Here is a 14,924-nt window from a genome sequence, read left to right on the forward strand (position 1 = left end):
CAGCACAGGCTCGCGGGCGATGGATTTGGAAACCCTTTGTTGACGGACAAAACCGCACCCCGGCTCAGCGTCATCATTCCCGCCCATAACGAGGCGGGGATGATCGACGCCTGCCTGCAGGCGCTCTTTGCCTCGGAGCCGGTGCCGGGCGGGGCAGAGGTGATCGTCGTGGCCAATGGTTGTCACGATACCACCGTGGCCGAGGCCGAAGCCTGCCGTCCGCAGGCGCGCGATTGGACGCTTAGCGTGCTCGACATGCCGCAGGGTGGCAAACCCGGCGCGCTGAGCGCGGGCGAGGCGGTGGCGCGGGGCGCGGTGCTGGCCTATCTCGATGCCGATGTCTTGGTTTCACCCCCGCTCCTGCGGCAGATCGCCGAGGCGCTCGACCGCACAGGGCCGGGCTATGCCAGCGGTCAGGTTGTGATTCCCACACCGCGCAACGCCTTCAGCCGCCTTTATGCCGGGTTTTACCGTCGCGTGCCCTTTTTCCACCACGGCGTGCCCGGCTGCGGCCTCTTTGCGATGACCCGCGCGGGTCGGTCGCGGTGGGGCGATTGGCCGGGGATTATCTCGGACGATACCTTTGCCCGGCTGCACTTTGCCCCCCGCGAACGCCACGCGGTGCCCGCCCCCTACAGCTGGCCGATTGTCGAGGGGTTTGGCGCGCTGATCCGGGTGCGGCGCAGGCAGGATGCGGGCGTCGCGGAAATCTCGCGCCTGTACCCGGCGCTCTTGGCCAATGACGACGCGCGGCCTCGTGGGCCGGCGTGGGTGCTGCGCGCCGCCCTGCGCGTGCCTCTGGGCTTTCTCGCTTATATTGCTGTGGCGATTGCCGTGCGGTTGCGGCAGGGTGGGGACGACTGGGCGCGAGGCCGCTGAGTCATCGCGAAGTCCGGAGCAACCGGAACGACGGAGTAGTGAGGCGGATGCAGCGGCTAACGACGATATTCTCGGGCGAGGGGCTCTTGGCGCGGGCGCTGCGGTCTTCGGCGCTGACTGTCGCGGGATTCGGCGGGGCGCAGGTGCTGCGGCTGGCGTCGAACCTGATCCTTGCGCGGCTGCTTTTCCCCGAGGCCTTTGGCCTGATGGCCATCGTCTCGGTCATCATCCAGGGCCTGATGCAATTCTCCGACGTGGGCGTCAGCCCCGCAATCATGCAAAGCAAACGTGGCGATGATCCGGCCTTTCTCAACACCGCCTGGACCATTCAGGCGCTGCGCGGCGTGGGCCTTTGGCTGTTGGCCTGCGCGCTGGCTTGGCCGGTGGCGGTGATCTACGACAACCCCCTTTTGATGCAGCTTTTGCCGGTGGCGGGGCTGTCGCTCTTGATCACCGGGTTCAACCCCACCGCGCTTGACTCCGCCAAGCGGCATCTGCGCTGGGGCCGGGTCACGGCCATCGAATTCGCGGTGCAGATCACCGGCATCGTGGCGGCGGTGGCGCTGGCGTGGTGGTGGCAGTCGGTCTGGGCGCTGGTGATATCGGGCGTGCTCAGCGCGGGCGTTGCGCTGGCGCTGTTCTGGCTCTTTCTGCCGGGGGCATCGAACCGGATGGGCTGGGAACGGCTGGCGACCTCGGAACTCATCCATTTCGGCAAATGGATTTTCCTCAGCACCATCTGCGGCTTTCTCTTCAATCAGGCGGACAAGCTCATCTTGGGCAAATACCTCAGCTTTGATGTCTTTGGTGTCTATAATATCGGCTTCTTCCTCGCCTCCTTTCCGATGCTCTTGGGCCATATGCTGACATGGCGGCTGCTGATCCCGATCTACCGCGAGCTGCCCCCGCAAGAGAGCGCCGCCAATTTCGCCAAGCTGCGACGCATGCGCTTTGCGGTCACGGGCGGGCTGATGGCGCTGTCGGCCGGGTTTGCCATCCTCGGCGTCTGGCTGGTGGGGATCATGTATGACGACCGCTATACTATGGCCGGCGCGGTGGTGGTGCTGATGGCGTTGATGCAACTCCCGCAGATCATCGTGATGACCTATGATCAGGCCTCGCTCGCGGCGGGGGATTCGCGGCGCTTCTTCCTTTTGACCCTGGCCAAGGCGGCGTCGATGATTGTGGCCCTCCTGCTGGGCCTCGCATGGGGCGGGCTGATGGGGGCCCTTCTGGGCTATGGGGCGGCGATGGTGCTGGCCTATCCGGTGGTGATCTGGCTGGCACGACACATGCAGGCCTGGGACCCGCTGCATGACGCAGCCATGGCAGCACTGGGGCTGGCGCTGGCGGCGCTGGCGCTCTGGCTCAACGCTGCGGCGCTCTCTGATCTGGCGCGGCTCTCTGGCTGGTAACTGAGAAAACACCATTATCGCCAAGGGCATGCCGCAAAACAGTCGCATTGTCGGGCGAGTTTTGGCACCGTATGATTTGAGCAGTGGATTTGATGGCGGATCACATGACCCAACCGTCGCCTGACGGCACCGAGATTGCCATTGTCGGCATGGCCGCGCACCTGCCGGGGGCGCGGAACGTGACGGAGTATTGGCAGAACCTCTGCGCGGGGCAGCGTGCCATAAGGCGCATGACCGAGGCCGAGTTACTGGCCGCAGGCGAGCGCGCGCAGATGATCCGCCGCCCCGATTACGTGCCCTTTGCCGCACCCCTTGACGGATTCGAGATGTTCGATGCCGAATTCTTTGGCTTTGGTCCCAAAGAGGCCGCGATCCTCGACCCGCAACACCGGCGCTTTCTGGAGGTGGCGTGGGAGGCGCTGGAGGATGCAGGCCACCCGCCCGAGCATTTCCCCGGCTCCATCGGCGTTTTCGCGGGCTGCGGCATGGGCAGCTATTTCTACTTCAACCTCTGCTCCAACCGCGACCTCGTCGACGATGTGGGGATGTTTCTGCTGCGCCACACCGGCAATGACAAGGATTTCCTGACCACCCGGCTCAGCCATCTTCTCGATCTCAAGGGGCCATCGCTCGGCCTGCAAACCGCCTGTTCCACCTCGCTTGTCGCGGTGCATGTGGCGTCGCAATCGCTGCTCAATGGCGAATGTGACATGGCGCTGGCGGGCGGCGTCACGATTGAGCTGCCGCAGGGGCGCGGCTATCTCTATAAAGACGGCGAGATCCTGTCGCCCGACGGCGAATGCCATGCCTTTGACCACCGCGCGCAGGGCACGGTGTTCGGGTCTGGCGCGGGCGTCGTGGTGCTGCGGCGGCTCTCGGATGCGCTGGCTGATGGCGATCACATCTGGGGCGTGATCAAGGGATCGGCGGTCAATAACGATGGTGCGGCCAAGGCGGGCTATCTCGCCCCATCCGTCGATGGTCAAGCGGCGGCAGTGGCCGAGGCGCAGGCCGTGGCGGGCATCTCCGCCGAGACCGTCGATTACGTGGAATGCCACGGCACCGGCACCTATCTGGGCGATCCGATTGAGGTGGCCGCCCTCACTCAAGCGTTTCGCGAGACCACCCAAGCGGTCGATTTCTGCCGCATCGGCAGCGTCAAAACCAACATCGGCCATCTTGATACGGCGGCGGGCGTGGCCAGCCTGATCAAGGCGACGCTGGCGGTTTATCACGGGCAAATGCCGCCCTCCTTGGGCTATGAGGCGCCCAATCCCGCGATTGCCTTTGACGGCAGCCCCTTTGCGGTCAATGACCGGCTCACCGCTTGGCCGCGCCGCGATCATCCCCGCCGCGCGGGCGTGAATTCACTGGGCGTCGGCGGCACCAACGCCCATGTCGTGCTCGAGGAACCCCCCGCGCGCGCGCCCTCAGAGGCGAGCGATTGGCCCTTTCAGCCGCTGGTGATCTCTGCCCGCTCCAAAGCGGCGCTTGATGAGACTTCCGCCCGCTTGGCCGCGCATCTGCGCGCGCATCCGGAGCAGGAGCTGGCCGATGTGGCCTGGACCCTCAAGCAAGGCCGCCGCGCCTTTGAACGCCGCCGCGTGGTGGTGGCCTCCTCCCACGACGAGGCCGCAACCCTGCTGGAAAAGGGCGATCCGCGCCGCGTCTTTACCCATGAGGCGCTCGACACGCCCGACGTCGTCTTCATGTTCCCCGGCGGCGGCGCGCAATATGCCGGCATGGCGCGCGACCTTTACGAGACAGAGCCGGTCTTTGCCGAATGGATGGATCGCGGGCTGGAGGTGCTGCAACCCAAACTCGATTACGACATCCGCGCGCTCTGGCTGCCCGACCCCGCCAATATGGCGGCGGCAACGGAACGGCTGAAACAGCCCTCCGTGCAATTGCCGCTGATCATGATCACCGAATACGCGCTGGCGCAGCTTTGGCAGAGCTGGGGCGTGACCCCTGCCGCCCTGATCGGGCATTCCATGGGCGAGAATACCGCCGCCTGTCTCGCCGGTGTGCTCAGCTTCGAGGATTGCATCGGGCTGGTGCATCTGCGCGGGCAGTTGTTTGACACGGTGCCCAAGGGCGGCATGCTCAGCGTGCCCCTTGGGGCCGAGGCGCTGCGCCCCTACCTTGGCGAGACGCTCGACATCGCGGCGGTCAACGCGCCGGGGCTCAGCGTGGCCTCCGGCCCGCAGGCGGCGCTGGATGATCTGGCAGCGCGTCTGGCAGAGGCGGGGGTCGAGACCGCGCGCATCCCCATCGACATCGCCGCGCATTCGCGGATGCTGGAACCGATCCTGACCCGCTTTGGCGATTACCTGCGCTCCATTCCCCTGCACGCCCCGCAAATCCCCATCCTGTCGAACCGCACCGGCGATTACCTCACGGCAGCCGAGGCGACCGACCCCGCCTATTGGGTCAGCCACCTGCGCAACACCGTCCATTTCGCCGATGGTCTGGGCCGCCTGGCCGAGGGTCCGCGCCGCGTGTTCCTGGAGGTGGGGCCGGGCAAAGTGCTGGCCTCCCTCGCACAGGCCCATGGCGCGATCAGCGCCAATCAGGTCATCGGCACCCTTCGCCACCCCGAGGATAGCATCGCCGACGACGCCTATTTCATGGCGATGCTGGCGCGGATGTGGGCGGTAGGTGTCAGCATCGACTGGGATCAAATCTGGGGCGAGGCCCGGCACGCCCGCGTGCCGCTGCCCACTTACGCCTTTCAGCACAAGCCCTATTTCATCACCCCCGGCACGGTAGGCGACACGCGTGCAGACGACTGGCCCACACGCCGCGACGATCTGACCGATTGGGGCTACCTGCCCCATTGGCGACCGCATCTGGCCGAGGTCGAGATTGCCAGCGAGGCCGATCTGGCCGCACTCCCGCCCGAAACATGGCTGATCTTCGAGGATGACTCAGGGCTTGCGGCGGCAGTGGGCAAGCGGCTCGCGGCGGCGCGACATACGGTAACGTATGTCACGACCGGCGACGCCTTCGCAGCCCTTGCGCCGGGGCGCTTCGCCCTCTCGCCCGAACGTGGGCGCGAAGGCTATGACGCGCTGATCCGCGCCCTCAATGCCGAGGGCCGCATGCCCACCCGCATCGCGCATTTCTGGCTGGTCACACGGGACGCCCGCCACCGCCCCGGTTCGAGCTTTTTCCACCGCGTGCAGGAACAAGGCTTTTACAGCCTGCTCTTTCTGGCGCAGGCCATGGTCGACGAAGGGCTCTCAACGCCCCTCCATATCACCGCCCTCACCAACGATGCGGCGCAGGTCCGCGACGAGGGTCTGCGCGACCCCGCCAAGGCCACGCTGATAGGCCCGCTCCGGGTGATCCCGCGCGAACTGCCGGGGGTGACGGCGGCAAGCCTTGATCTGGCGCTGCCCCCGCGCGGCGTGGATGCGGCGCTGGTGACGCAGGTGATTGAGGATCTGATGCAGCCCCCGCGCAACCATGTGGCAGCGTTGCGTGGCACGCGGCGCTATGAGGCAGGCTGGCGGGCCACACCTCTCCTGCCCGCCGAGACCCCGATCACGCTGGGCCAGACCGTGCTGATCACCGGCGGTTTTGGCGGCATCGGCCTAACCTTGGCCGAGGATCTGATCACGCGTTCAAACGCCAAGATCGTCCTGATGGCCCGCCGCCCGCTCCCCCCCCGCGCCGACTGGCCGCGCGTGATGGCCACGCGCGGTGCAGGCGATCCGCTGGCCCGGCGTATCGCCGCCGTCGAGCGATTGGAGGGCTTGGGCGGTCAGGTCATGGTCGTGGCGGGCGATGTCAGCAATATCGAGGATATGCAAGCCGCCCGCGCCGAGATCGCGGCGCTTTTTGGCACGCTCCATGGCGTGATCCACGCGGCGGGCGTGATCAAGGATGCCCCCCTCCTCAGCAAAAGCCCCGACACGATCGAGGATGTCTTTACCCCGAAAATCCACGGCACGCAGGTGTTGGATGAGGTGTTTCCCGACGGCACGCTCGACTGGCTGGTGCTTTTCTCCTCTTCCTCCACCGCGACCGCCCCGGCGGGACAGGTGGATTACGTTGCCGCCAACGCCTATCTCAACGCCTATGCCCGCAGCCGCGCGGACGACAAGACCCGCGTCATTGCCCTCAACTGGGGCATCTGGGCCGAGGTGGGCATGGCCGCCGAGGCGGTGGCGCAGCAACGCGGCGACGCGCTCGCCGCTCCGCGCCTACCGGTCGCGGCACCGCTGGTACATGAGGCCAGCCATGACGAGCTCGGCAACCGCGTGCTGCACGCCCAGTATGATGCCGGGCTCTGGGTGTTCGATCAGCACCGCACCAAATCCGGTCAGGCGCTCTTGCCCGGCACCGGCTATCTGGAGCTTTTGGCCGAGGCGCTGCGCGCGCAAGGCGAGGATGGCCCGTTTGAAATCCGCGATCTGTGGTTCCTGCGCGCCTTTGACATGCCCGAGGGCGGCGCCCGTGGCATGCGCCTGACGCTGATCCGCACTGACACCGGCTATGCCGCGCGGATCGAGGGCGATCACGCGCAGGCCGGGCGTCAGGGCTGGCTCACACTGGCCGAGGCCGGGCTGAGCCTTTTGCCGCTCACCCCGCCTGCGGCGCTCGATCTTGCCTCCATACGTCAGCGTATGCAGGGCTGGCAAGAGGCGGGCGATACCGCCCTCGCCGCCCCACAAGAGGTGCATCTTGATTTCGGCCCGCGCTGGCGCGTGCTGCGCGCGATGGGCTTGGGCACGGGCGAGGGTCTGGCGCATCTGACCTTGCCCGAGAGCGCGCAAGGCGACCTGGCCGCAGGTTATCTCCTGCACCCCGCGCTGATGGATATCGCAACCGGGTGGGCCATGGGGCTGATTGCGGGCTATGACGGGGCCGATCTCTGGGTGCCCATGTCCTATGGCGCGCTCAGCGTCCATGCGCCCTTGGGGGCCGAGATCTGGTCCCATATCCGCAACGCGGCCCAAAACCGCGCGAGCGATGAAACCGCGCGCTTTGATATCACGCTCTGCGATGCCGCGGGCCGGGTGCTGATCGAGATCACCGATTTCGCCATCCGCAAACAGGTGGGCGGCCTCACCCTCACGCCGCCGCGCGCCAGTGACGTCCGGTTCGAGGGCCAGACCGAGAGCGCGCCGACAAGCCCCGCCGAAGAGCGCCTGCGCCACAACCTGCGCGAGGGCATCCGCCCCACTGAGGGGGCAGAGGCGTTTCGCCGGGCCTTGGCACAGTCCGCGCCGCAAATCCTTGTCTCCTCGCTCGACCTGCCCGCGCTCATCGCGCAGGCAGAGGCGGGCGCGCACAGCACGGACAGCACCGGACAGCGCTTTGAACGCCCCGATCTCGACAGCGATTTTGTCGCCCCCGAGGGCGAGATCGAGACGCGGCTTGCCGGCTTCTGGTCTGACCTGCTCGGGCTGGAACAGGTCGGGGCCGAGGATTCATTCTTTGACCTTGGCGGCCATTCCCTGATCGCCGTCCGCCTCTTTGGCATGATCCGCAAGGCTTACCGCGTCGATCTACCCATCTCGATCCTGTTCGAGGCCCCCACCATCCGCGCCTGTGCCGCGCTGATCGAGGCGCAAATCGGGCCGCAGGAGGCCGGGCAGGACGCCCCCGCACCACAAGAACCGCAGCGCCGTTTTACCCATCTGGTGCCGATGCACCGGGGCGAAGGCGGGCCGAAAACGCCCTTCTTCCTCGTCGCGGGCATGTTCGGCAATGTGCTGAACCTGCGGCATCTGGCGCATCTCTTGGGCGAGGATCGGCCCTTCTACGGCCTTCAGGCGCGTGGCCTCTATGGCGGCGCTGCCCCCCATGACGATCTGACCGAGGCCGCGCGCGACATGATCGCCGAACTGCGCCAAGTCCAGCCGCACGGCCCCTATCTCTTGGGTGGTTTCTCGGGCGGCGGCATCACCGCCTATGAAATGGCGCAGCAATTGCGCGCGGCAGGCGAAGAGGTGGCGCTGATCGTTCTGCTCGACACGCCGCTGCCCCAACGCCGCCCGCTCTCGCGTCGCGACCGGCTGATGATCCAATGGCAGGAACTCAGGGCCGGTGGCCCGCTCTATCCGCTGCGGTGGGCAGCGCGGCGGATCGCTTGGGAAATCACCAAACGCCGCCCCAAACCCGAGGCCGTGACCGACGCGCATCAATTCCACGACAGCGCCATTGAGGCGGCGTTTTACCGCGCCATCGCCAAATATCAGCTGCGCCCATGGGCAGGCGCGCTGCATCTCTTCCGTCCGCCACTGGTGGGCAAATGGCAGGTCTCCGATGGCCGCTGGGTCAGCAGCGAGCGCGCCTATGTCCTGGCCGACAATGACTGGGCGGGCTTTGCCCCGCAGGTGCAGGTGACAGAGGTGCCCGGCACGCATGATTCCATGGTGTTGGAGCCCAATGTGCGGGTCTTGGCCGCGCGCATGCGCCGCGTGATCGAGGCCGCGGAAGCCACGCAAGCGGTCTGCAAACGACGCGAGGCCGCAGAATGACCGCGCCCCAAGAAGGCCCTCGCGTTCTCACCATCGTGCTCAACTGGCGCACTCCCGACATGAGCCTCAAAGCAGCGGATGCCGCCCGCCACGCCATGCAGGGAATCGCGGGCGAGATTGTGCTGGTGGACAACGACTCCGGCGATGGCTCGTTCGAGGCGATGCAGGCCGGTGTTGCCGATTGGGACCGGGTGCGCGTGGTGCAATCGGGGCATAACGGCGGCTTTGGCGCGGGCAATAACGCGGGCATGCGCGCCGGTCTCAGCGACGGCACACGCCCCGATTACGTCTATATCCTCAATTCCGATGCCTTTCCCGCCCCCGATGCCATTGCCGCCTTGCTCTCCCATCTGGAAGCGACCCCGCAAACCGGGCTTGCAGGCAGCTATATCCATGGCCCGGATGGCGCAGCGCATGTGACCTGCTTTCGCTTTCCGTCAATCTTGGGCGAATTTGAGGGCGCGGCGCGGATCGGCCCCATCAGCCGCCTCCTGCGCAATGCCGCCGTGCCCCTGCCCGTGCCCCAGACCTCGCAGACCGTCGATTGGCTGGCGGGGGCCAGCCTGATGATCCGCCAAGACGTGCTCGACCAAATCGGCGGCTTTGACGAAGAATTTTTCCTCTATTTCGAGGAAACTGACCTCTGCCTGCGCGCCGCGCGCGCGGGTTGGCGCACCGATTTCGTCGCAAATAGCCGGATTGAGCATATCGGATCGGTCAGCACCGGGATGAAGCACTGGGACCGCGTGCCCGCCTATTGGTTCGCCTCGCGCCGCTATTATTTCACCAAGAACCACGGCGCCGCCTATCTCGCCCTTGTCACGCTGGCGCATCTGCTGGGCGCGGGGCTGGGCACGCTCTGGCGCTTCATCCGGCGCAAGGGTGCGGGCCGCCCGCCGCATTTCCTGCGCGATCTGGTGCTGGGTGACCTTTGCGCGGCGCTGAACAGGCCAAAAAGGATCAAACCATGATGCAGGCCCTCTTGATCGGCAACGAATCCCTCGCCCTGCACTGTGGCGCGGCATGGCTGGCGCGCGGGCATGGCATCGCGGCGGTGGTCACCCGCCACCCCGATGTGGCGGCTTGGGCCGAGGCCAAGGGGCTGCGCACCGTCGCCCCCGGTCCGGGTCTGGCCGAGCGCTTGGGCGATCTGAGCTGCGACTGGCTCCTCTCCATCGCCAATCTCGACCTCTTGCCGCAAACCGTGCTGGCGCGCGCCACGCGCGGCGCGGTCAATTTCCACGATGGCCCCTTGCCGCGCTATGCTGGTCTCAATGCGCCGGTCTGGGCCATTCTGAACGGCGAGACGCAGCACGGCATCACCTGGCACCTGATCGAAGGCGGGGTGGACGAGGGGCGCATCGTCGCACAGCGCATGGTGGACATCTCGGTGGATGAAACCGCCTTTACCCTCAACGCCAAATGCTACGCCGCAGCGCTCGACAGCTTTCCCGATGTCATCACCGCGCTGGAACAGGGGGCCGTGACGGCCCAGACCCAAGACCTCAGCGCGCGCAGCTATTTCGCCCGCGATCAGCGCCCCGAGGGGCTCTGCCTCGATTTCAGCCAAACCGCCGAGTCTCTGGCGCGGCTGGTGCGCGCGCTCGATCACGGCGGCTATGCCAATCCGCTCAACAGGACGCGGATCATCGCGGGCGACCGCGTGCTCCTCGTGGGCCGGGCAGAGGTGGTGCCGGGCAGCGGCGCACCGGGCGTTGTCCTCAGTGTCGATGCAACGCGCCTGACCGTGGCCACCGCCGCTGGCGCGCTGCGGCTCAGCGCACTGACCGGGCCAGAGGGTGGCGCGGTCGATCTCGCCGGTATCGCGGTGGGCTCGGTGCTGACCTCACATCCCGTCACCGACCTTCTGACAAAACTCGCCCCGCAGGATGGCTATTGGCGCAACGCTCTGCGCGCCATGCGCCCCATAACCTTGCCACTGGGCAGCGGTACAGGCGCAGAAGAACGCCGCCCGCTTGATCTGCCCGCCGATACGCTCGACGCGATTGGCCTCTGGGCCGCGCGTTTGGGCGGCGCAGAGGCCACGCATATCGCCTATGCCGGGGCGGCGGTCGAGGCCGCACCGTCACCGGGCCATGTCTGCCCTTGGGTGCCGGTGGCGGTCTCGGACCTGCGCCAAACCATCCCCGAGGCCGAGGCGCATGGTGCCTTCGCGCTCGATCTCTTTGCCCGTGACCCGGCGCTTGACGCCGCACAAGCGCCGCATATCGGCCTGCGTCTGGCCGGGCGCGGCCTCATCCCCGGCACGGCGCTGACCCTCGACCTCGCCGATACGCCAACGCTCGTCTATGACGCTGCCCGGCTCTCGCCCGCTCTGGCCGACCTTCTCGCGCGGCGGCTCGAGGCGCTGGCACGCGGCGAGGCTGCCGCCATGCCCGAGGCCGAGCGCCGACTGGTCACAGAGGCGTGGAACCGCACTGATACGGCCTATGACGCCCGGCCCCTGCATCGCCTGATCGCCACACAGATCGCCAAGACGCCAAATGCCCGCGCCGTGGTCTTTGAGCGTGAAACCCTCACCTATACCGCCCTTGACGCCCGCGCCAACCGCATCGCCCATGTGCTGCGCCAGATGGGCGTCGGCCCCGGCGTGCTGGTGGGCCTCTGCCTGCCGCGCTCTGCCGATATGCTGGCCGCCGCCCTCGCAATCTGGAAAGCGGGCGGGGCCTATGTCCCGATGGACCCGGCCTATCCCGCCGAGCGTCTGGCGCTCTATCTCAGCGACAGCGGCGCGCGCGTGGTCGTCACCCGCTCTGACGTGGCACAGACCCTGCCGCCAACCGCGCAGACCCTCACGCTCGACACCGACCCGCGCCTCAGCGACGCGCCCGACACAGAGGTTGACGGCGGCGCGGGCCCTGACGATCTGGCCTATGTGATCTATACCTCCGGCTCGACGGGCCGCCCCAAGGGGGTGATGGTCACGCATCGCAACGTCGCCAATTTCTTTGCCGGGATGGATGACCGCATCCCGGCGGAACCGGGGGCGGTCTGGCTGGCCGTGACCAGCCTCAATTTCGACATTTCCGTGCTCGAGCTGTTCTACACCCTCGCGCGCGGTTACACGCTGGTGCTCAGCGGCGAGGAAAGCCGCGCGCTGGTGTCCTCGGGGCAGCTTGCGACCTCTGATCGGGGCATGCAATTCAGCCTCTATTACTGGGGCAATGACGATGGCAGCGGACGCGACAAATACAAATCCCTGCTGGAAGGCGCGCAATTCGCCGACACCCATGGCTTTTGCGCGGTCTGGACACCCGAGCGGCATTTCCACGCCTTTGGCGGCCCCTATCCCAACCCGTCCGTGACAGGTGCCGCCGTCGCGGCGGTCACGCAAAACATCGCCGTGCGCGCCGGAAGCTGCGTGGCCCCGCTCCACCATCCCGCACGGATAGCCGAGGAATGGGCGGTGATCGACAACCTCACCAACGGGCGCGCGGGTCTGGCGATTGCCTCGGGCTGGCACCCTGACGATTTCATCCTGCGCCCGGAAAATACCCCACCCCACAACAAGCCCGCCATGTTCGAGGCGATCCGCGATCTGCGCCGCCTGTGGCGCGGCGAGGCGGTGGAATTCCCCCGCGCAGATGGCTCGATGCATGCCGTGGTGACGCAACCGCGCCCGGTGTCCAAGGTACTGCCCGTCTGGGTCACGACCGCCGGCAACCCCGAGACATGGCGCGAGGCGGGCGCACATGGGGCCAATGTACTGACACATCTCTTGGGGCAGTCCATCGACGAGGTGGCAGGCAAGATCACCCTCTACCGCACCGCCCTGCGCGAGGCGGGACATGATCCGGATGCCTTCACCGTGACCTTGATGCTGCACAGCTATGTGGCCGAAACGCGCGAAGAGGCACGGCGCGTCGCGCGCGAGCCGATGAAGGATTATCTGCGCTCCGCCGCTGGCCTCATCAAGCAATATGCCTGGGCCTTCCCGGCCTTCAAACGCCCGAAAGGGATCAGCAACCCGTTCGAGCTGGATCTGGGCTCGCTTAGCGAAGAGGAGCTCGATGGCATCCTCGATTTCGCCTTTGAGCGCTATTTCGAGGACTCCGGCCTTTTCGGCACCGTTGAAGATTGCGTCGCCCGCGTCGAGGGGCTGAAACGGATCGGCGTGGATGAGGTGGCCTGTCTCATCGACTACGGTATTCCGGCGCGACAGGTGCTTGACGGTCTGCGCCCACTCGCGCGCGTGCTGGACCGCTCAAACCGCGTGGGAGCTATCCCAGAGGATGACTTTTCCATCGCCGCGCAGATCCTGCGCCACGGCGTGACGCATCTGCAATGCACCCCCTCAATGGCCCGCATGATCGCCATGAACGACGAATCCCGCCACGCCCTCGGGCGGCTGCGGCGTCTGATGCTGGGCGGCGAGGCGCTGCCGGGCGCTCTGGTGCAAGAGTTGCGGCAGGTCACGCGCGCGCGCATCGAGAATATGTATGGTCCCACTGAAACAACGATCTGGTCCACTACCGGCCCCGCCGAAGAGACCCCCGGTCCCTCGAGTATCGGCACACCCATCGCCAATACGCAGACATATGTTCTCGACCCCGAGATGCAGCCGGTGCCCGTGGGCATGGCGGGCGAGTTGTGGATTGGCGGCGATGGCGTCACGCGCGGCTATCTCGGGCGCGACGATCTGACGGCAGACCGGTTCCGGCCTGATCCGTTCCGGGCGGAAGAATCAAAGGCAGGTGGGCGCATCTACGGCACCGGCGATCTGGTTCGCTGGCGCGCCGACGGGCGGCTCGATTTCATCGGTCGCGCCGATGCGCAGGTGAAACTGCGCGGCTACCGGATAGAGCTGGGCGAGATCGAGGCGGCGCTTGAGGGCTGCGCAGGTGTCGCACAAGCGGTGGTGCTGGCGCGCGAGGATACCCCCGGCGACATGCGCCTTTTGGCCTATCTGCGCGGCACGACCACGCCCGAGGCCGCGCGCGCATATCTGACCACGCATCTGCCCGCGCATATGATCCCGGCGCATTTCGTTGTGCTGGATCACTTCCCCCTCACCCCCAACCGCAAGGTCGACCGCAAGGCGCTGCCTGCCCCGGACTCCCGGATCACGGCACCGCGCCCCGCCGCAGCCCCCAAACCCGTCACCCCCGCCAACACGTTGGAGCGCGAGATCGCCGCGATCTGGTCGCGGATCTTGGGCGTGTCCGAGATTGGCGCACAGGACAGTTTCTTTGATCTGGGCGGTCATTCCCTCTTGGCGGTGCAGGCACATCGCGAAATCCGAACCACGCTGGCGGTGGACCGGCTCAGCATCACCGACATCTTCCGCTGCCCGAAACTGGCCACACTGGCGGCGCGTGTGGCGGAGTTGCGCGGCGACGCGCCCCCCGCCCCCGCCAATACCGCCACACCGGCCCCGACCCCCGGTCGCGCCGATGCACGGGCGGATGCGATGGCCCGTCGCCGCGCCATGCGGGCGGCGCGCCAAGGGTGAGCGCCGCGCTGATCGCCGCGCTGCGCGCCCTCCTGCCCGAAGGGCTCGCTCTGGCCGCAAGCGATCCTTCCGCCGAGGCGACCGGCCTCTGGCCCGAGGAAGCCACCGCCATGGCCCGCGCGGTGCCCGCCCGGCGTCGCGAATTCGCGGCGGGCCGCCGCGCGGCGCGTATGGCCTTGGCCAGCCTTGGCCACGCCCCCGCCCCCATCCCGATGCCCCCCGACCGCGCGCCGCTATGGCCTGAGGGGCTGACCGGCACGATCAGCCACGGCGCCGGTCTCTGTCTCGCCTTGGTGGGCTGGTCGCGGGACTGGGCCGGGCTTGGCCTCGACCTCGAACCGGCCTTGCCCCTGCCCGAGGACACCCTGGCCACGATCTGCACCCCGGCCGAGCGCCGCGCACTGGCCCAAGACCCCAGTGGCCTGCTGTCACGCGGCCTCTTTTGCGCCAAGGAAGCCACCTACAAGGCGCAATACACCCAGAGCCGCAGGCTGCTTTCCTTCCACGATCTTGAGGTCAGCTTTGACGGGGCAGGCGGGTTCATCGCCCAACTCCAGCCCCCCTGCCCCCCCTTTTCACCCGCAACGCGCTTTGCCGGTCATCTGGTCCAAGCCAACGGAATCCTCGCCGCATTGGTCGCCCTGCCCCGCCTCTGAACAGTCT

At 67.1% G+C, this 14,924-nt stretch carries 6 protein-coding genes; all 6 read left to right on the plus strand.

Annotated elements, in window-relative coordinates; genetic code table 11:
* Nucleotides 1–36 precede the first annotated feature (36 nt).
* The 6 genes from ROS217_RS01440 to ROS217_RS01465 all read left to right on the plus strand — a co-directional run bounded on the left by ROS217_RS01440 (nt 37) and on the right by ROS217_RS01465 (nt 14,917).
* Nucleotides 37–879, plus strand: coding sequence for a glycosyltransferase family 2 protein (locus ROS217_RS01440; protein WP_009815861.1), 843 nt, complete (start codon nt 37–39; stop codon nt 877–879).
* A 47-nt stretch (nt 880–926) separates the two neighbouring features.
* Nucleotides 927–2,294, plus strand: coding sequence for an oligosaccharide flippase family protein (locus ROS217_RS01445; protein WP_009815862.1), 1,368 nt, complete (start codon nt 927–929; stop codon nt 2,292–2,294).
* 104 nt (nt 2,295–2,398) lie between these two features.
* A complete protein-coding gene (locus ROS217_RS01450; RefSeq protein WP_254656361.1) occupies nt 2,399–8,788 on the plus strand; it encodes a type I polyketide synthase in 6,390 nt (2,129 codons plus the stop codon).
* Nucleotides 8,785–9,759: a glycosyltransferase family 2 protein gene (locus tag ROS217_RS01455; protein WP_009815864.1), complete on the plus strand. Its 975-nt coding sequence runs from the start codon at nt 8,785–8,787 to the stop codon at nt 9,757–9,759. Before ROS217_RS01450 ends, ROS217_RS01455 begins: the two co-directional genes overlap by 4 nt.
* Nucleotides 9,756–14,261: a MupA/Atu3671 family FMN-dependent luciferase-like monooxygenase gene (locus ROS217_RS01460; RefSeq protein ID WP_009815865.1), complete on the plus strand. Its 4,506-nt coding sequence runs from the start codon at nt 9,756–9,758 to the stop codon at nt 14,259–14,261. The genes ROS217_RS01455 and ROS217_RS01460 overlap by 4 nt, the downstream gene beginning before the upstream one ends.
* Nucleotides 14,258–14,917, plus strand: a complete 660-nt coding sequence (locus tag ROS217_RS01465; protein WP_009815866.1) for a 4'-phosphopantetheinyl transferase family protein — start codon at nt 14,258–14,260, stop codon at nt 14,915–14,917. The genes ROS217_RS01460 and ROS217_RS01465 overlap by 4 nt, the downstream gene beginning before the upstream one ends.
* Nucleotides 14,918–14,924 lie beyond the last annotated feature (7 nt).

It is taken from the genome of Roseovarius sp. 217 (assembly GCF_000152845.1).
Lineage (GTDB): Bacteria > Pseudomonadota > Alphaproteobacteria > Rhodobacterales > Rhodobacteraceae > Roseovarius.

Excerpts from the sequence above, each read along its gene's own strand:
- ROS217_RS01460 (WP_009815865.1), top strand. The coding sequence starts at position 9,756 with ATGATGCAGGCCCTCTTGATCGGCAACGAATCCCTCGCCCTGCACTGT.
- ROS217_RS01455 (WP_009815864.1), top strand. The coding sequence starts at position 8,785 with ATGACCGCGCCCCAAGAAGGCCCTCGCGTTCTCACCATCGTGCTCAAC.
- ROS217_RS01450 (WP_254656361.1), top strand. The coding sequence starts at position 2,399 with ATGACCCAACCGTCGCCTGACGGCACCGAGATTGCCATTGTCGGCATG.
- ROS217_RS01445 (WP_009815862.1), top strand. The coding sequence starts at position 927 with ATGCAGCGGCTAACGACGATATTCTCGGGCGAGGGGCTCTTGGCGCGG.